The sequence below is a fragment of the Serratia nevei genome, from assembly GCF_037948395.1.
Lineage (GTDB): Bacteria > Pseudomonadota > Gammaproteobacteria > Enterobacterales > Enterobacteriaceae > Serratia > Serratia nevei.
This window is the reverse complement of sequence record NZ_CP149940.1, coordinates 3,190,469-3,206,765: the sequence shown is the minus strand read 5'-3', so window position 1 is coordinate 3,206,765 and position 16,297 is coordinate 3,190,469. Positions and strand designations below refer to the sequence as shown.

The following is a 16,297-nucleotide window of genomic DNA, read 5'->3' as shown; positions in this document are numbered from 1 at the left end:
GTTCCGTTGTTTGCAGAGGGATGACTATAAATTCGCACCTGGATACGAATATGTCAATAATTCGCCTGTGGATACGAATTTATCAGGTTTTCGCCTGTGAAGACGAAATGAAGCAGAGTGGGGAGTGGGGGATGAACGGCCGGGAATGCGCGGGCCTGTCAGGCTCGCCACCGGCGGCGTAGGGGGAAAGTGGCCGGCGACCGGCCGTTCAGAAGCTTTTAACCAGCACCTCACGCGGCATTTCGCTGCCGTGTTTCAGCAGGTGCTCAAACGAACGTTCGCTGCTTTTCAGCTGTTGCAAAAACTCTTGCGGCGACAGATCGTGTTTTTTGCCGCTCATGTAAGCCAGCGCCAGTTCTTTTGCCTGATAGCGGGAGAAGTTGTACATGGTGTCCTCGATACGGTGAATGTCAGTGCTCACGATTGTAGCGAAAGAGCACATAATGAACAGTGGCTTTAGCGTATGGAATCGATAGCTGAAACTTAACTTGCCGGCTGCAACAGCTCGTCGCACAGGCGCTTGATCACCTGAGCCTGCGGCAGGCCGTTGTGCAACATCTGACGGATATGCTCCGAATCGCTGATGCCCTGGCGGACATGGCGCTCGACCGCCTGCAGCACGGCCCGATCCTCCTGCCGTTCGGCGCAATCGCTCAGCGCTTCGAGCGTGTGCAGGATGTGGGCGGTCAGGCTGCTGCGGCGCAGCGTCGCGGGATCGACGTATTCGGCGGCGAAACCGCTGCGATAGGCGTTGATCTTGTTGTAATGGGTGAAGGCATCGTATTCCGGCGCGATCGGCGTCCGGCGCCGCAACAGAAAATCAGCCAGCAGACGGCAGTAACCGACCAGCAGCACGGCGTGCGCGAGGCGCAGCGGCGTATCGCAGATGCGGATCTCCACCGTACCCAGCTCCGGTTTCGGCCGCGCATCCCAGTAAATATCCTTGACGCTTTCAATCACGCCGGCGGCGTTCAGCCGTTCGTAGTAAGCGTTGAATTCGCGCCAGCTGTAGATGTGTTCCAGGCATCCGTAGTTGGGGAAGGAATTCTGGGCGCTGAAACGGGAGCTGGCAAAGTGCGTGTCGACGCCCTGATACAGCGGCGACGAAGCGCTGAGCGCGATCAGCTGCGGAAAATAGGGCGTCAGCGCATGGCACAGGTACATTGCCTCGTCCCCGTCGTTGACGCCGAGGTGAATGTGTTGGCCGAACACGCAGGCCAGCTTGGAGAGATAGCCAAAGCGGCTGGCCAACTGCCTGTAGCGCGCGCTGTCGCTGATGACCTGTTTGCGCCAGTCGTTGCTGAGATGGCGGCCGCCGCCGCAGACGTCGCAGCCCAGGCGCTGTGCGCTGCGCCGGACGGTATCCGTCAGGGTGCGCAGCTCGGCGTGCAGCTCATCGAGATCGCGATGCACCGAACTGTTCAGCTCCACCATCGATTTGGTGAGCTCATGTTTGACGCGCCGGCGATCGCCGACCGCGCTGACTACCCGATCGGCCCGATCGGTGAGATCGTAGCGCTCGTCATCGACCAGCTGCAGCTCTATTTCGGTGCCGATGGAGAGCCTTTCCGAACGTTTGAATGTGAGCGGCATGGTGCCTCCCCCCAATACGCAACGTTCATTCAGTATAAGTCGCGGGGGGAGGCTTTGCCGCAGAAGGAGGGCTTAATGCAGTTCGGCGCCGCTGCGGTCGGCCAGCGCTTCCAGCAGCGGAGCGGAAGGCACGAAGAACAGGGTGCCGGTCACCGCGTGGCTAAAATCGAGCAGCCGATCGTAGTTGCCGGCCGGGCGGCCGATAAACATGTTTTCCAGCATCTGCTCGATCGGCTGCGGGGAGCGCGCATAGCCGATAAAGTAGGTGCCGAATTCGCGCAGGCCGGGGCGGCCGAACGGCATGTTGTCGCGCAGAATTTTCACCTCGTTGCCTTGCTCGTCGGTGATGGTGGTCAGCGAACTGTGCGATGACGACGGTTTGACCGCTTCATCCAGCTCGATGTTGGACTGCTTATGGCGGCCGATGATCTTCTCCTGCGTTTCCACGCTAAGCGAGTTCCAGCCCTGCATATCATGCAGGTATTTTTGCACCAGCACATAGCTGCCGCCGCTGAACGCCGCGTCTTCGTCGCCGATCACCGTGTAGTCGAAGGCTTCGTGCCCCTCCGGGTTCTCCGTACCGTCGACGAAGCCGATCATGGCGCGCTGATCGAAGTAACGGAAGCCGTGCACCTCTTCAATGACCGTCACGGCGTCGCCGAGCTTGCCGACCAGCTGCGAGGCCAGTTCGAAACACAGATCCATTTCATCGGCGCGGATATGCAGCAGGATATCGCCGGGCGTGGCGACGGCGACGCGTTCCCCGCTGCCGATCGGGCTGAACGGATGCAGCTGGCGAGGGCGCGGCGCGCCAAACAGCGTATCCCAGGCTTCGGAGCCGAAGCCGCAGACGCAGGTGAGGTTGCCCGCCGGCGCGCGTTTGCCGACCGAGCGCACCACGGCGGCGATGTCGCCGCACCAGGCGCGCACCGCCGCCAGATGGGCGGGAACGGGCGACAGGGTGGCGACGATGAAGATGGCATGGCGCGTCACCGGCGTGAATACGGCTTGCGGCGGGTGGTTATTTGCATTCATTGCATTCGGCTCCAGTGTGTTCGGGTGAAATAGGTCAAATCAAATTAAAGTGCTCGTCGGGTTTCATCGGCGGCGGCAGCGGGCTTTGGTCGTTCATTTCCAGCAGGTTACGCTCGATGGTGTTGCAGATGGCGTTTAACGGCAGATGGTTGGCCGATACGCCGAACGGATCCTCCAGCTCTTCGGCCAGTGAGTCCCAGGATAAGAAGGTATAGGAAATGAACACCGAAACAAACGGTGTCATGTAATGCAGGTCGGTCACCAGGGCAAAAGGCAACAGGCTGCAGAACAGGTAAACGGTGCGCTGCAGGATCAGGGTATAGGCGAACGGCACCGGCGTGCTGGCGAGCCGTTCGCAGCCGCCGAGGGCATGGGACAGTTCGCTCAGCTTGTTGTCGAGCAGCTCGAAGGTGATGTCGCTCAGCAGCCCCTGGCGGCGCAGCTTGCCGATCTCCTGGCCCAGCATCAGCAGGATGCGGTTGGTCGGCATCGGGCTGGCGATCACTTCCGCCAGCTCTTTGCTGGTGAGGTTGTGGTACAGATCGGCGGTCGGATCGGTGGCGCGCAGCTGATGCTTCAGGCTCCAGCTGAAGGCGATCAGCAGCTTGGCGACCTTCTGATGCACCGCCGGTTCGTCCGGCAGCAGGCTTTTGATCTGGCGCAGCAGGGATCGCTCGGTAATCAGCAGCGAGCCCCACAGGTTGCGCGCTTCGACAAAGCGGCTGTAGCCGGCGTTATTGCGAAAGCCGAGAAAAATGGCGATGGCGATACCCAGCAGGCTGAACGGCGCGATGGTTAAATGTACGCCGAGCTGCTCGTACCATTGATAGCTGATCACCGCCACTATCGACATCAGTACGTTCAGCGACAGACGAAAGGTGATCTTTGACAGCACGGAACCGTGCCAGGCGAACAGGCGAATAAACCAGTTCTGGTTCGGGCGAATGATCATGACGTGGGGCTTCCTGGTGTTCTGCTATTGAGAATAGTCGATTCTTGTCCGGCGGCGTTAGGCCGCCGGCGTCGATTGCCAGAGCCGCTGCGGATGCGTATAGACGGTAGCGCGCCCCGGCTTGCTGAAGCCCACCAGCGTCAGGTTGCTGCGCTCGGCCACCTCGACCGCCAGGCGGGTGGCGGCGGAAACGGCGAACAGGATCTCGACGCCGCACATGGCGGATTTTTGCACCATTTCATAGCTGGCGCGGCTCGACACCAGCGCCGCCCCCTGTAGCCACGCCTGTTGGCTGCGGTAGCCCAGCAGTTTGTCGAGCGCCACGTGGCGGCCGACGTCTTCACACCCGCCGCTGAGTGCGCCGTCCGGCTGGATCCAGGCCGCCGCGTGGGTGCAGCCGGTCAGTTTCCCCACCGTTTGCACCTCCTGCAGCTGCGCCAACGCCCGGTCGAGCAGGGCCAAATCGAAGCGTTGCGTGAAGGGCAGCGGCGCGATGGGTTGGGCGACCTCCTGCAGCTGCTCCACCCCGCAGACACCGCAGCCGGTGCGGCCGGCCAGGCTGCGGCGCTTCTCTTTCAGCTGCATAAAGCGGCGGCTCGAGAGTTCCACATGCACTTCAATGCCGTTGCAGGCCGGCTGTTGGCGAATGTCGTAGATATCGTCGGGGGAGGCAATGATGCCTTCGGACAGCGAAAAACCGATGGCGAAGGCCGCCAGATCTTTCGGCGTCGCCATCATCACCACGTGGGAAATGCCGTTGTACACCAGGGCGACCGGCACTTCTTCCGCCAGCCAATCCTGTTGCGCCTGAGCCAGATCGTTGCGCTGCCAGACCGCGTGGCGCGACAGGCAGGCCGAATCGGCATCGCCGGGTTCGTCGAGAATCAAATGCTTGTTCATGATGGTTTCGCGGCGCCGGCGGATACTGCGCCGGCGTCAGAGTAGAGTCTGATGAGTGATACTGGATTTTATCATAGATGGCGCCCTTGAACAGGGCGAAACGGGGCACCTCTGCCATTGCTTTACGGCGCGGTGCGCCACTGGCCTAGATAGGCGATGACCGCCCGCGTCGCTTCGCGGCAAATGGCCGCAGAGACGGTGCCTTCCCGCGCGTAACCATATTTCATGCAGGCAAACGCCAATTCTATGGCGATCAGAACGACGTCGGGCTCCGACGGCAGCGTCTCGAGTTCGGGCAGGTCTCGCACTTTTGCCCGGAACATCTCGCCGATCGTCAGGTTTTTGGCGGCGTGAGCCTGGTTTTCGGGTTCGGCGAACGCACCGCGCAGCAGCAAGACGCTCGCCGCAGGATGGGCATTGTAGTAGCGGGCCGTGGCCAACACGGCGGCATCCACCCAATCCTGCAAGCTGCCGGCGGTCTCGAGCCCCGACGCGCGCAGCGCCTGCGTCAGTTGCTCCATATGGGTCTGAGCCAGATGCGAAAACAGCGCGTACTTGTCCGGGAAGAACGGGTAAATTGCGGCGCGCGGCACTTCGGCCGCTTCCGCCAGGGCGGGAATGGAGGTTTTTTCCGGCCCAAGGGTGGCGAGCATCTGTTCGGCGGCGCTCAGCACTTTGGCCATGCGCGCCGCTGCGCGTTCCTGAACTGGCACGCGCGCATTTTTTTTTACTTGCGGCATCGCTTTTTCCGACATAAGTTGTATTTTATTAATCCGACATTTGTTGGATTATACGGATTTTCATCCCGGCAACCAAGTATCACGAGAGGTTTCGTATGGGTAATTACGCCAATCAATCTCACTGGCAGGACATTCAGCGATTCCTGCCGGAAAGCTTCCGGCTGCAGCCGGGGGAAGAACCGACAGAGACGTGGTGGCCCTGGCGGCAGTATCGCATCCATCTCGATTGCTACCGTCGCCCCGAGGCGCCGGTGAAGGTGATCCTGTTTCATGGCGTCGGTACCAACGGCCGGCAGATGTCGACCATCCTGGGGGCGCCGCTGGCGCACCGGGGAATAGAGACGATCGCCGTAGACATGCCGGGATATGGCATGACGCAGACGGGCGGGCAACGGCGGCGCGTGCGCTACGACGACTGGGTGCAGATTGGCAGCGATCTGATCGACGCGGAACGGGCGAGGGATGCGCGCCCCATTGTGCTGTACGGCCTGAGCGCCGGTGGGATGAAGACCTATCATGTGGCAGCGCTGAACCGGCAGGTGAAAGGCATTGTCGGCATGACGTTTCTCGATCAGCGTGAACAACAGGTGCGCGACGAGACGGCGTTGAATCGAATGATGAGCCGCCTGGGCATTCCCCTGGCGCGGCTGGTGGCCGCTACGCCGCTGGCCGGGATGGCGATGCCGATGGCATTGGCGAGCAAGATGCATGCGCTGGTCAATGACAAGGCGGCGCTTAAGGCATGTCTGGCGGACGACACGTCGGCGGGGGCCTGGGTGACGATGCGCTTTTTAGCCTCGTACGCGGCGTACGCGCCTGCCATTGAGCCGGAAGATTTCGACGTTTGCCCGATCCTGCTGACGCAGCCGGCGCAGGATCGCTGGACGCCGTTGCACCTGAGCGAACTGTTCCTCCGCCGCGTTCGACGGGTACCAGTGAGCACCGTGATGCTCGAGAACGCCGGGCATTATCCCCTCGAGCAACCGGGCCTCGATCAGATGGTTGAAGCGGTATACCGTTTTTGCATCGCCGCAGCGGCGCAGTAGGGCGATAGCGCATCCTCCGAAGGCGCCGCCAGGTTATCCACAGTTTTGGTGGATAACGTGTGTGCAAGGGGCGGTGAAACGCTTAGCAGGCGTAAAAAAAAATCGCTCAGAAAATTATTATATTACGCGGGAAAGCGCGATCCGCAGGGGGATAGGGGGTTGCACGCGTTCGCATTTTGTTTATGTCTTACTGTGTAAATATACAGTTTGGTTATGATTATGCTGAGCAATTCAAGGTTGTATGCTTTTTCACCAGGTGACCCCCTGACGTTACCGCTGTTTGCCGATCGCGTGGCCTGCGGCTTTCCTTCCCCGGCGCAGGACTATGTCGAGAGCAGGCTGGATATCGGCAAGCTGCTGGTGCGGCACCCCAACGCCACCTACTTCGTGCGCGCCAGCGGCGAGATGGAGCGTGCAGGATGGATCAGGCACTACCGACAGATTAAGAAACTGAGCATCCGAGAAACAGCAGACGCGACAGGCTACAGTACTTCCCAAGTTTGTCGCATTCAGGCCTTCTATAAAGAAGTTGAGACTGATTAAAAAGCAGCCTTAATGTACAATAATTTTCGATATCCAAACTGACCCCATGAACAATCAATGAGTTAGAGGTAAAAGATGATTTCATACAAAGAAACCATACCTGCTCTTGTCATATTCGCTTTATCTAATGCTGTGGCATATGCGAATGATTTCGACAAATCAAACGAAGCGATGGCAATTTCAGCAATAGGTTTTTCTGGCTCAAATGCTCGTGTTGCACATGATGTTTGTGGGGCAACCAATGAGAAAATTGATAAATATAAAAAACAAATAAAAGACTCATTAACTAGAACATTAAAGTATGAACAGTCAGGATTCGATACGCATTGGGATAATGGTTGGAAAAATGCTGATTTTTTGGTTAAGTCATTAAGTAATGATGAAGCCTATAAAAAAGAATATTGCCGAGAGGTTTTAGATGGAATTAATAATCCTGAAATGAATTAAGGATTATTCCTTATTCGGGGTTCTACGCCGGAACTCCAGATTTTTCCGTCCGCTAAAATTATCCCCGGTTGAGCAGCTTTATACCGTCAGCTCGCAGTGGACCATCAGGGGAAATGTGGCGGTACAGCGTTTGTCGGGTTATCCCAAGCTCCTGGCATAACGTACTGACTTTCGTCTCTGGCCGTCCCATTGATGCCATTGCCAGTCGCAATTTTATTGGCGTCATTTTGTAAGGCCGTCCGCCGTTCCTCCCGTGAGGCAAGGCCTGCCGCTGTTCTTTGCGGCGCTGTACGCAGCAGAGACCGACGGCCGCGCGCGACTGGCTCGACACCCGCTTAGTCCCGCCCTCTGGTCAAATGCAGGCTGACGTGTACAGCCTGCAGGCAGAGGATTTCGTCTGGCAACCGGTATCGCCCGCCGTCGGCGCCGTTCGCAATGACAATCCCTCATTCATCCTGCCCATCGATACGCCAACGGTCTGAGTGCCGCATTATCCACAGTTTTGGTGGGTGTCATGTGTGTAAACACACGCGAAGAACGCCAAAAGCTGCAGGAAAAATCACTCAGAAAATTATTATATTACGCGGGAAAGCGCGATCCGCAGGGGGATAGGGGGTTGCACGCGTTCGCGTTTTGTTTATGCTTAACTGTATAAATATACAGTTTGGTTATGATTATGCTGAGCAATTCAAGGTTGTATGCTTTTTTACCAGGTGAACCCCTGACGTTACCGCTGTTTGCCGATCGCGTGGCCTGCGGCTTTCCTTCCCCGGCGCAGGACTATGTCGAGAGCAGGCTGGATATCGGCAAGCTGCTGGTACGGCACCCCAACGCCACCTATTTCGTGCGCGCCAGCGGCGAGTCGATGATCGACGGCAATATCCAGGATGGCGATCTGCTGATCGTCGACAGCGCCCTGACGCCGGAGCACGGCAATATCGTGATCGCCGCGGTGGACGGGGAATTCACCGTCAAAAAGCTGCAGCGCCACCCCGACGTGCGGCTGTTGCCGATGAATCCCGCCTACGCGCCGATCGTGTTCGACGATGAGGCGCAGCTGGAGATCTTCGGCGTGGTGACCTTTATCGTCTACGCGGCGCGGTGACTTCGGTCCTTTTTTTCATTTTTTTCTGCCCGATCTTTTCGTTGGCGTGACCTCTCTACTGAGTTTCCAGTTCAATACACTCAGGGGAATCCTTCATGGCCATAAAAAACAAGAACGGCGCAGGGCGTACGTTCACATCAGCCAAACGCATGACCGGGAAACGCGTCGCTATCGGGATAGGATGCGCACTATCGGGCATGCTCACCTCCGCGATGGCGGCGCCCGGTGCGTCGGCACCACCCTCGGCGGTTGAACAGCCCGCTATCCTTTCCTTCGCCATTCCCGCCGGTGATCTGGCGCCCGCCTTGCAGACGGCGGCCGCTAAGGCCGGCGTGATAGTGATTTTCACGCCCGAACAGACGCGTGGAAAAAGCACCGCGGGCCTGCAGGGACATTATCGCCTCACCGACGCGTTCAATACGCTGTTGGCGGGCAGCGGATTGCGCGCTCAGCAAACCGCACAGGGATATCGGTTGGTCGACGCCGGGCCGGTTCAGCCGTTGACGATACCGGAACTGTCGGTGGTCGGCGGTTTGTCCGACAGCGTCGCCGCCGGCCGTTCGGTACTGGATAAAGAAGACATCGAACGCGTACAGGCCGATAACATCGCCAGTTTGCTTGATCGCTTGCCCGGCGTAGGGATGGCGGGATCGCCGCGCCCGGGCGGCCAAAGCCTGAATATCTGGGGCATGGGCGACATGGAAGATGTGAAGGTGGTGCTGGACGGCGCGCCGAAGGGATTTGAGAAATATCGGCAGGGTTCGGTATTCATCGAACCCGAACTGCTGAAAAAGGTTGAGGTCGATAAGGGGCCGCACAATCTGTTGAACGGCAATGGCGGCTTTGGCGGGACCATTACGCTGGAGACCAAAGATGCCGGGGATATGCTGCTGCCGGGCGAAGATTTTGGCGGCTTGCTGAAGTACAGCTACCACACCAACGATCGCCAGGGCATTTACAGCGGCGCGTTGTACGGCCGTACGCCGGAAGGATTTGCCGACGGTTTGATCTACATGAGCAAGCGTGACGGCGGCAACCTGAAGCGGCCGGACGGCACGCGCTTTGCCTATTCCGCCAACGATCAGGCTTCCTATCTGTTAAAAACCAATATTTATCTGAGCGAGGCGCAAACGCTGACGCTGTCGGCAATGCGCTCCGATTCCGATGGCTGGCAGCCTTTTGCCGCCAAGCGGGACGATATCGCCGCGCCCAGCCAGGCGGATATCGATAAATATGGCCGGGAAGAAGCGTGGCGCCGCATTCTGGTGTATCGCGACCAGACAGACACCAATTACTCGGTGAAATGGAATCTGGCGCCGGAAGCGCAGCCGTTGCTGAATCTGACGCTGTCTTACGCCTATTCGAAGACAGAGCAGCATGACAAGCGGCCGGATTCCGCTTCAAAGTTCAGCTATCTCGGTACGCTGGGCAATGAAAGCTGGGTGAACTATACCGATCGGCAGTTTGACGTCAGCAATGAAAGCCGTTTCGCCAGCGGGCCGCTGGAGCACAAGCTGTTGCTCGGCGCGCGTTGGCATAAACATCAGCGCGATACCCTGATGTATTACCCATCACAGGTGAAAAACGCCAGTTACAACTACGGCTATTTCCAGCCGTATTACATGCCGGCGGGCGAACAGGAAACCCGCAGCGTTTATCTGCAGGATGCGGTCAGCTTCGGCAGCCTGACCGTGACGCCGGGCGTGCGTTACGATCACGTGACCAACACCGGGCAACCGAACCGAGCTCCGCGCTATAACGACAGCGATCCGCTCGTGGGCCATGATTACAGCAGCGTGACCTATACCGGCTGGTCGCCGCATTTGGGCGTGATGTGGAAAGCGACGTCGAATCTGTCCCTGTTTGCCGACGTCAGCCGCACCTGGCGCGCTCCGGTGATCGACGAACAGTACGAAGTGCAATACGCCGCTTCCAGCGTGCCCGGCACCAGCCGCGGCCTGCAGGTGGAACGCATGACGGGCGTTCGTCTCGGCGCGGTGCTGGACTTCAACGATGTGTTGATGGCGCGGGACAGTCTGCAGATCCGCACTACGCTGTTCCGCAATCGCGGCAAGGACGAGATTTTCTATCGTCGCGGCGTAGTGTGCGACGCCGCACGGCACGGTGGCCAATGTGGGCAACCGTTGTCGAACTATCGCAACTTGCCGGGCTATACCATTGAGGGCGTGGAGCTCGAATCGTTTTATGACAGCGAAAGCCTGTTCGGCAGCCTGTCGTTCTCCTCGATTCGCGGCAAACGCGACGCTTCACCACGCGATCCGTGGGGCAGCGAAACCTGGATTGCCGAAATTCCACCCGTTACGGCACACGCGATGCTGGGCATGAAAGTGCCGCAGTGGGACATGGCCTTCGGCTGGACCGGCGATTTTGTGCGTAAACAGGATCGTTCACCGGCCGACGGCGATCCGATGGCCGTTGTCTGGGCGCTGCCGAAAACCTCGGGTTATGCATTGCACGGCCTGTTCGCCTCGTGGCAGCCCAGCGGTTTGCAGGGCTTCGAAGCTCGCGTCGCGGTGGACAACCTGTTCAACCGTGATTATTACCCTTACCTGGGCGAATCGGTGTCCGGCGTAGGGCGCAACATCAAGTTTAGCGTTAGTCAACGTTTCTGAATATCCTGCTGACAGGGGCCATTTCGGCCCCTTTTCACGTTTTCTCTCCCGTATTTCCCTACTTTTTCGCCGTTTATAAATCATCAGCAATCGCTTGACACAGAAGTTACATTTTTAAAATAATAATGATTATCATTTTCAATCTCATTATCAATCGGTGTTGTTGAATGGCGAGGAAAGAGGCCGCGGCAGCCAACGGGTTTGCTCAACAGCTTTACCTTGAGCACCACAGTTGGCTATGCCATTGGCTGAGACAGAAGGTCGGGTGCGCGCATCACGCCGAAGACCTGGCGCAGGATACGTTCATCAGTATTTTACTGAGCCCGCAGTTGCTTGCCATTCGGCAACCACGCCCCTTCCTGGCGACCGTGGCGCGCCGGCTGGTGGCGAATTATTACCGGCGTAAAACAATCGAAGAGAGCTATCTGCAGGCCTTGAGCGAGCTGCCGGCGATCGAGGAACCCTCGCCGGAAGTCCGTCAACAAACCCTCGAAATGCTCGAACAGTTGGATCAGGCGTTGGACGGATTGCCGGCGCACGTCCGTGAGGCCTTCCTGTTGGCGCACCTGCAGGGCATGCGTTATTGCGACATCGCTGAACGTTTGCGGGTGTCGAGCAGCTCGGTGAAACAATATCTGCAGCGTGCCAATTTGCACTGTTTCTTTGCATTGGCGGCGTAACGACAAGTGCGGAACCCATGATGGAATCGGATATCGATCGGCAGAGCGCGCGTGAGGCCGCCGCCTGGTTAACCCAGCTGATGTCGGAAGAGGCAAGCGACGCGGATAGGGAAAACTGGCGGCGTTGGTATCAGGCGAAACCGGAAAATGAACGCGCCTGGCGGCATATCGCCGCGTTTTCATCCCGTTTTTCTCTGCTTAACGGGGCGGCGGCGCAGCGTAGTCTGTCGCAGTTGCCAAACCCACAGCGCCGTCGGTTGCTGAGAAGCCTGGCGGCCATCGGCGTGGTGGGGTCGGTTGGCATCGGTTCTGGCGCGCTGCCATGGCGCCCCTGGCTGGCGGATTACCGCACGGCGGTGGGGGAGCAGCAAACCGTCGCGTTGGCGGATGGCGCGCAGTTGATGCTGAACACGCAAACGGCGGTCAACGTCAGCCGTCAGCAGGCCGCATTGCTGGAAGGCGAAATGATGGTGAATCTGCCGCCGGAAAGCAGCGCGTTGACGGTGAGGCTGCCGCAGGGCGAGATCGTGGCGCAGGCTGCTCGCTTCAGCGTTCGCCTGTGGGAAACCTACAGTGATATCGCCGTTTATCTTGGCCGAGTCACGATCCTTTCGCCGGCGCATCGGAACGCGGTGCTCAACGCCGGTCAGGGCGGCAGATTAAGCCGGCAAGGCATTGGCGATCCGTATCGCGTGACGCAAGAGCCCGGTTGGCGGCAAGGCATGCTGTTGGCCGACAACATGCGGTTGGACGACTTCCTGATGGAGCTGGGGCGTTATCGTCAGGGCGTTATTCGCTGCCGGCCGGAGGTCGCCGGCCTGCGGCTCTCCGGCGCGTTTCCGCTGGCTGACCCCGAGCGCGTCATTGCGGCTCTGCCCGGTGCGCTGCCGGTTAGGATAAATATGCTGTCAAAATACTTCATCACCGTATCCTAAAGTTTTTTACTCTGCCATTTGTATTTTTCCTTCTTGATTGGCCTGTTTTTTCTCTTTCCCTGCCCGGTACCGCGTGCCTAAACGACTTTTCTGACATGCCCCGACCGTCGTGACCGTTGCGTACGTTGGTCGGTTTCACGCTTAACCTGAGTATCGTTTTCCATGTTGAATCACAACGTATTACCTGCCGATTTATCTTTACCGCCTACAGGCGGGCGATTGCGCTGGGCTACCGCCAATGTGTTGGCGTTGGGTCTGCATGGTGCGTTGTTGCTTGGCCTTGGTTATCACCTGGCGCCACCGTTGCTGCCCGCGGCGCAACCGATGGTGTTGATGATGGTTGCCGAGCAGGCGGAATCGACCCCCAACGCAGAGCCGATGCCGACCGGCGTGCGCCAGGTGCAGGCGGTGGCGCAACGGCAGGCCAATCGGGAACCGGAGGCGGCGATGCCTCCGCTGATTCATGCGCCGCGTGCGACGGAGCGGCAGAGCAAGGCTAAAGGACAACGGAACGATCCCATCAGACCGAAAACGGAACCGCCGCGCCCAAGGCAGGAGGAACAGGAAAAAATAGCGTCTGCAAGCTCAATAGCATCAAGCACCAGCGCGCCGCCGTCTCTGGATGGAAAGCGTGTTGCCGCGCCGCAAACCAGCGTGGCGTCGCAGCCGAGTCAGGATGCCTCGGTCTGGAGCGGCCTGCTGTTGGCGCATTTGAGCCGTTTCAAACGCTACCCGGCTCTGGCGGTACGCCAGCAGCGCCAGGGTATTGTTCAGTTTGCCGTGACGTTGGATCGACAGGGGAACGTGCTGGGTGTGAAGCTATTGCGATCGAGTGGGGTTGCTTCGCTCGACCGGGAGGCGCTTCAGTTACCGCAGCGCGCTTCTCCACTGCCCGCACCCGGCAACGAGATCGCAGCGGGGCAGGCGGAATTCAGCGTGACCATTCCGATTCGTTTCGATCTGCGTGAAGTTCGCCATTAATGAAAAACTCGGCTCTAGGTAAACGGAGGCTGAGTTAAAAGCCAAAGCGCATCAAACGGATAGCAGCGATGGGGTGGTTTCTACTTGATCGTCGCCAGAAAAATACAAATACTGTATGTATGAACAGTAATCTGGTGCCGTTATGAATAACAACCCACTGACGATGAAAGGTCGGCAACCATGTTCGCCCTGGTAGACGTCAACAGCTTCTATGCCTCCTGCGAGACCATCTTTCGGCCCGATCTGCGCGGGCGGCCGGTGATCGTGCTGTCCAACAACGACGGCTGCGTGATCGCCCGCAGCGCCGAGGCGAAGGCGCTGGGCGTGCCGATGGGCGCGCCTTATTTCAAAATCAAAGAGGAGATGCGCCGCTGCAACGTCGCGGTGTTCTCCTCCAACTACGCGCTGTACGCCGACATGTCCCGCCGGGTGATGGACACGCTGGAAGAGATGGCGCCGGCGGTGGAGATCTACTCGCTGGACGAAGCCTTTCTGCGGCTGGACGGCGTGGCGCATTGCGAAGCGCTGGAGCCGTTCGGCCAGCGGGTGCGCGATCGCATCCGGCGCGAGCTGCATTTGACTGTCGGGGTCGGCATTGCGCCGAGCAAAACGCTGGCCAAGCTGGCCAACTTCGCCGCCAAGAAATGGCGCGGCACCGGCGGCGTGGTGGATTTATCCGATCCGGCGCGCCAGCGCAGGCTGCTGGCGTTGATCCCGGTGGAAGAGGTGTGGGGCGTGGGCCGCCGCCTGACTCGCCAGCTGCAGGCGATGGGCATTCATACCGCGCTGCAGCTGGCGGACTGCGATACCCGGCTGGCGCGTAAAACCTTCAGCGTGGTGCTGGAGCGCACGATACGCGAGCTGCGCGGCGAATCGTGCCTGCGGTGGGAAGATGAGGCGGCCGCCAAAGAGCAGATCATCTGCTCCCGTTCGTTCGGCCAGCGGCTGACGCACTACCCGCACATGCGCGAGGCGATCTGCAGCTATGCCGAACGCGCCGCCGAAAAGCTGCGGCAGGAAAAGCGCTACTGCCGCAACGTGTCGGTGTTTATCAAAACCAGCCCGCATTCGGCGGGCGAGGGGTATTACAGCAATATGGGCACCGCCCGGCTGCAAACGCCGAGCAACGACAGCCGCGACATCATCGCCATGGCGGTGCGTGCGCTGGAAAGCATCTGGCAGGAAGGGCGACGTTACCTGAAGGGCGGCGTGGTGCTGGGGGACTTCAGCGCCGCCGCCATGGCGCAGATCGATCTGTTCGATGACTGCCCGCCGCGCCGCAACAGCGAGCGGCTGATGGCGACCCTCGATCGCCTGAATCAGGAGGGGCGTGGGCGCGTATGGTTCGCCGGGCAGGGGATCGTCAAGCCGTGGCAAATGAAGCGTGACATGCTGTCGCCGGCCTACACCACTCGCTTGGCGGACATTCCGGTGGTGCGGCTGGGGACGTTTTCAGACGAAAAATAATTCGCGTGTCACACCACCGGCGCCACCGTCAGCAGCAGGTTGGCGAAGCGGCGCTGTTCGCCGGAGGCGATCACCAGCAGCGTCCGATCCGATTTGACCGCCGCATAAAAATCCTCACGCGGCAGGTGCTCTAACGGGCACTGCGCCGGCAGCAGCTGCCGGTATTCGGCTTCGATGGTGTTGGTGAAGTCCGGCGGGCAGGCCATCAGCGCCGCGCTTTCCACGTTGATGCAGGCCAGCAGTTTTTCCAGGATTGGCGGGGCGGCGAGCGTGCCGGGCGCCAGGTTCAGATAGACCACGGTGGCGTCTTTCGGCGCGTGGGTCACGCAGGCGTAGTTGCCGTCGGCGATCAGCACCTGAGTTTTATGCCCGCATTGCGCCAGCGCGGCGAGCAGCGGCGGGTGGGTGATGGCGGATTTGATCATAAAGCGATTCCTGAATGAAAGGGCGGCAGCCGTGCCGCCCGCGGTTGAACTACATGCGGTAGATGCCGCCGTTGATGTCGAGGGTGGCACCCGAAATGAAGCCGTCGTATTCCGCTGCCAGGAAGGCGATGGCGCGCGCTACGTCGTCCGGCGTGCCTGCACGGCCCAGCGGAATGGCGCGAACGGTTTCCTCCGCCGATTCTTGGGTGGTGTGGCGATTATGGAAGCGGGTGCCGAGGATCAGGCCGGGCGCCACCGCGTTCACCCGGATGCCGTATTCACCCAGCTCCGCTGCCAACGAGCGCGTCCAGGTGAGCACCGCACCCTTGGTGGCGGAATAGACCAGCGAGCCGGAGTGCCCGCCGGCGCGGCCGGCCTGCGAGGCCAGGTTGACGATACTGGCGCCGTTTGCCGCCTTCAGGAACGGCAGCGCGCTCTGGGTCACGTTCAGCATGGTGGTCATGTTCACGTCGATTACGGTTTGCCAAAAGGCGCGCTCGATCTCGCCCAGCCATTTGCGCCCGACGATGCCGCCGACGTTATTGACCAGAATGTCGATGCCGCCGAGAAACTCGGCGCCGGCCGAGACGCAGCGCAGCGTTTCGTCGGTATCGATGAGATCGGCGTAGCCGTAAGCGGCCTTTTGCCCCAATGAATGGGCCAGCGCCACCAGCGCTTTGGGGCCGCTTTCGTCGCTGTGATAGTGAAAATAGATGTCGCAACCGGCCTTGATCAGCCGCTCTGCGGTGGCGCGGCCGATGCCCTGTTCCGCCCCGGTGATAAAGACCTTTTTGCCTGCAAGATCGCCCATGATT

At 59.6% G+C, this 16,297-nt stretch carries 16 protein-coding genes and 3 pseudogenes; 10 read left to right on the top strand and 9 right to left on the bottom strand.

Translation table 11 applies throughout. The annotated features are described in order from the left end of the window. Positions 1 to 208: 208 nt before the first annotated feature. The 6 genes from V8N38_RS15435 to V8N38_RS15410 all read right to left on the bottom strand — a co-directional run bounded on the left by V8N38_RS15435 (position 209) and on the right by V8N38_RS15410 (position 5,235). Positions 209 to 388, bottom strand: coding sequence for a hypothetical protein (locus V8N38_RS15435; RefSeq protein WP_019453520.1), 180 nt, complete (start codon positions 386 to 388; stop codon positions 209 to 211). Between the two features lie 95 nt (positions 389 to 483). Then, entirely contained in the window at positions 484 to 1,593 is a 1,110-nt protein-coding gene (locus V8N38_RS15430) for a YbdK family carboxylate-amine ligase (RefSeq protein ID WP_070914617.1), read from the bottom strand. Between the two features lie 72 nt (positions 1,594 to 1,665). Then, positions 1,666 to 2,628 (bottom strand): Dyp-type peroxidase, encoded by a 963-nt coding sequence (locus V8N38_RS15425; protein WP_047730421.1) that lies wholly within the window; start codon positions 2,626 to 2,628, stop codon positions 1,666 to 1,668. Positions 2,629 to 2,662: 34 nt separating this feature from the next. Continuing rightward, a complete protein-coding gene (locus V8N38_RS15420) occupies positions 2,663 to 3,580 on the bottom strand; it encodes a bestrophin family protein (protein ID WP_060420654.1) in 918 nt (305 codons plus the stop codon). Positions 3,581 to 3,637: 57 nt separating this feature from the next. Beyond that, positions 3,638 to 4,480 (bottom strand): formate dehydrogenase accessory sulfurtransferase FdhD, encoded by an 843-nt coding sequence (gene fdhD / locus V8N38_RS15415; protein WP_060420657.1) that lies wholly within the window; start codon positions 4,478 to 4,480, stop codon positions 3,638 to 3,640. A 122-nt stretch (positions 4,481 to 4,602) separates the two neighbouring features. Beyond that, positions 4,603 to 5,235 (bottom strand): TetR/AcrR family transcriptional regulator, encoded by a 633-nt coding sequence (locus V8N38_RS15410; protein ID WP_060420660.1) that lies wholly within the window; start codon positions 5,233 to 5,235, stop codon positions 4,603 to 4,605. A gap of 80 nt (positions 5,236 to 5,315) precedes the next feature. Between V8N38_RS15410 and V8N38_RS15405 the strand changes: the two genes are divergently transcribed. The 3 genes and pseudogenes from V8N38_RS15405 to V8N38_RS15395 all read left to right on the top strand — a co-directional run bounded on the left by V8N38_RS15405 (position 5,316) and on the right by V8N38_RS15395 (position 7,256). Further along, positions 5,316 to 6,266: an alpha/beta hydrolase gene (locus tag V8N38_RS15405; RefSeq protein WP_147839789.1), complete on the top strand. Its 951-nt coding sequence runs from the start codon at positions 5,316 to 5,318 to the stop codon at positions 6,264 to 6,266. Between the two features lie 213 nt (positions 6,267 to 6,479). Further along, a pseudogene (locus V8N38_RS15400) lies at positions 6,480 to 6,671 on the top strand (DNA polymerase V); the annotation flags it as partial. 213 nt (positions 6,672 to 6,884) lie between these two features. Continuing rightward, positions 6,885 to 7,256, top strand: coding sequence for a hypothetical protein (locus V8N38_RS15395; protein WP_139159326.1), 372 nt, complete (start codon positions 6,885 to 6,887; stop codon positions 7,254 to 7,256). 58 nt (positions 7,257 to 7,314) lie between these two features. Here V8N38_RS15395 and V8N38_RS15390 read toward each other — a convergent pair. Beyond that, positions 7,315 to 7,521 (bottom strand): annotated as a pseudogene (locus V8N38_RS15390) (resolvase); the annotation flags it as partial. Between the two features lie 37 nt (positions 7,522 to 7,558). On the opposite strand from V8N38_RS15390, the pseudogene V8N38_RS26080 reads away from it, so the two are divergent. The 7 genes and pseudogenes from V8N38_RS26080 to umuC all read left to right on the top strand — a co-directional run. Beyond that, a pseudogene (locus V8N38_RS26080) lies at positions 7,559 to 7,738 on the top strand (hypothetical protein); the annotation flags it as partial. Between the two features lie 188 nt (positions 7,739 to 7,926). Continuing rightward, entirely contained in the window at positions 7,927 to 8,361 is a 435-nt protein-coding gene (gene umuD, locus V8N38_RS15385) for a translesion error-prone DNA polymerase V autoproteolytic subunit (RefSeq protein WP_060451656.1), read from the top strand. A gap of 95 nt (positions 8,362 to 8,456) precedes the next feature. Next, on the top strand, positions 8,457 to 10,994 hold the full coding sequence (locus V8N38_RS15380) for a TonB-dependent receptor (protein WP_370592993.1): 2,538 nt from the start codon (positions 8,457 to 8,459) through the stop codon (positions 10,992 to 10,994). A gap of 167 nt (positions 10,995 to 11,161) precedes the next feature. Beyond that, positions 11,162 to 11,674: a sigma-70 family RNA polymerase sigma factor gene (locus V8N38_RS15375; protein WP_147839790.1), complete on the top strand. Its 513-nt coding sequence runs from the start codon at positions 11,162 to 11,164 to the stop codon at positions 11,672 to 11,674. Between the two features lie 17 nt (positions 11,675 to 11,691). After that, positions 11,692 to 12,609 (top strand): FecR domain-containing protein, encoded by a 918-nt coding sequence (locus tag V8N38_RS15370; RefSeq protein ID WP_147839791.1) that lies wholly within the window; start codon positions 11,692 to 11,694, stop codon positions 12,607 to 12,609. A gap of 249 nt (positions 12,610 to 12,858) precedes the next feature. After that, a complete protein-coding gene (locus V8N38_RS15365) occupies positions 12,859 to 13,590 on the top strand; it encodes an energy transducer TonB (protein WP_188017222.1) in 732 nt (243 codons plus the stop codon). A 180-nt stretch (positions 13,591 to 13,770) separates the two neighbouring features. Then, positions 13,771 to 15,057, top strand: coding sequence for a translesion error-prone DNA polymerase V subunit UmuC (gene umuC, locus V8N38_RS15360; RefSeq protein ID WP_147839793.1), 1,287 nt, complete (start codon positions 13,771 to 13,773; stop codon positions 15,055 to 15,057). An 8-nt stretch (positions 15,058 to 15,065) separates the two neighbouring features. Here the strand turns inward: umuC and V8N38_RS15355 are convergent, their stop codons facing one another. Together V8N38_RS15355 and V8N38_RS15350 are read right to left on the bottom strand one after the other, a co-directional pair. After that, positions 15,066 to 15,482, bottom strand: coding sequence for an RbsD/FucU domain-containing protein (locus V8N38_RS15355; RefSeq protein ID WP_147839794.1), 417 nt, complete (start codon positions 15,480 to 15,482; stop codon positions 15,066 to 15,068). 49 nt (positions 15,483 to 15,531) lie between these two features. Further along, positions 15,532 to 16,293 carry an SDR family NAD(P)-dependent oxidoreductase gene (locus V8N38_RS15350; RefSeq protein WP_070914621.1) on the bottom strand — a complete coding sequence of 254 codons (762 nt, stop codon included), beginning with the start codon at positions 16,291 to 16,293 and terminating at the stop codon, positions 15,532 to 15,534. Positions 16,294 to 16,297: the final 4 nt, after the last annotated feature.

Excerpts from the sequence above, each read along its gene's own strand:
- V8N38_RS15370 (WP_147839791.1), top strand. The coding sequence starts at position 11,692 with ATGATGGAATCGGATATCGATCGGCAGAGCGCGCGTGAGGCCGCCGCC.
- fdhD (WP_060420657.1), bottom strand. The coding sequence starts at position 4,480 with ATGAACAAGCATTTGATTCTCGACGAACCCGGCGATGCCGATTCGGCC.
- V8N38_RS15375 (WP_147839790.1), top strand. The coding sequence starts at position 11,162 with ATGGCGAGGAAAGAGGCCGCGGCAGCCAACGGGTTTGCTCAACAGCTT.
- V8N38_RS15380 (WP_370592993.1), top strand. The coding sequence starts at position 8,457 with ATGGCCATAAAAAACAAGAACGGCGCAGGGCGTACGTTCACATCAGCC.
- V8N38_RS15395 (WP_139159326.1), top strand. The coding sequence starts at position 6,885 with ATGATTTCATACAAAGAAACCATACCTGCTCTTGTCATATTCGCTTTA.
- V8N38_RS15350 (WP_070914621.1), bottom strand. The coding sequence starts at position 16,293 with ATGGGCGATCTTGCAGGCAAAAAGGTCTTTATCACCGGGGCGGAACAG.
- V8N38_RS15355 (WP_147839794.1), bottom strand. The coding sequence starts at position 15,482 with ATGATCAAATCCGCCATCACCCACCCGCCGCTGCTCGCCGCGCTGGCG.
- V8N38_RS15430 (WP_070914617.1), bottom strand. The coding sequence starts at position 1,593 with ATGCCGCTCACATTCAAACGTTCGGAAAGGCTCTCCATCGGCACCGAA.
- V8N38_RS15405 (WP_147839789.1), top strand. The coding sequence starts at position 5,316 with ATGGGTAATTACGCCAATCAATCTCACTGGCAGGACATTCAGCGATTC.
- umuD (WP_060451656.1), top strand. The coding sequence starts at position 7,927 with ATGATTATGCTGAGCAATTCAAGGTTGTATGCTTTTTTACCAGGTGAA.
- umuC (WP_147839793.1), top strand. The coding sequence starts at position 13,771 with ATGTTCGCCCTGGTAGACGTCAACAGCTTCTATGCCTCCTGCGAGACC.
- V8N38_RS15420 (WP_060420654.1), bottom strand. The coding sequence starts at position 3,580 with ATGATCATTCGCCCGAACCAGAACTGGTTTATTCGCCTGTTCGCCTGG.
- V8N38_RS15425 (WP_047730421.1), bottom strand. The coding sequence starts at position 2,628 with ATGAATGCAAATAACCACCCGCCGCAAGCCGTATTCACGCCGGTGACG.
- V8N38_RS15435 (WP_019453520.1), bottom strand. The coding sequence starts at position 388 with ATGTACAACTTCTCCCGCTATCAGGCAAAAGAACTGGCGCTGGCTTAC.
- V8N38_RS15410 (WP_060420660.1), bottom strand. The coding sequence starts at position 5,235 with ATGTCGGAAAAAGCGATGCCGCAAGTAAAAAAAAATGCGCGCGTGCCA.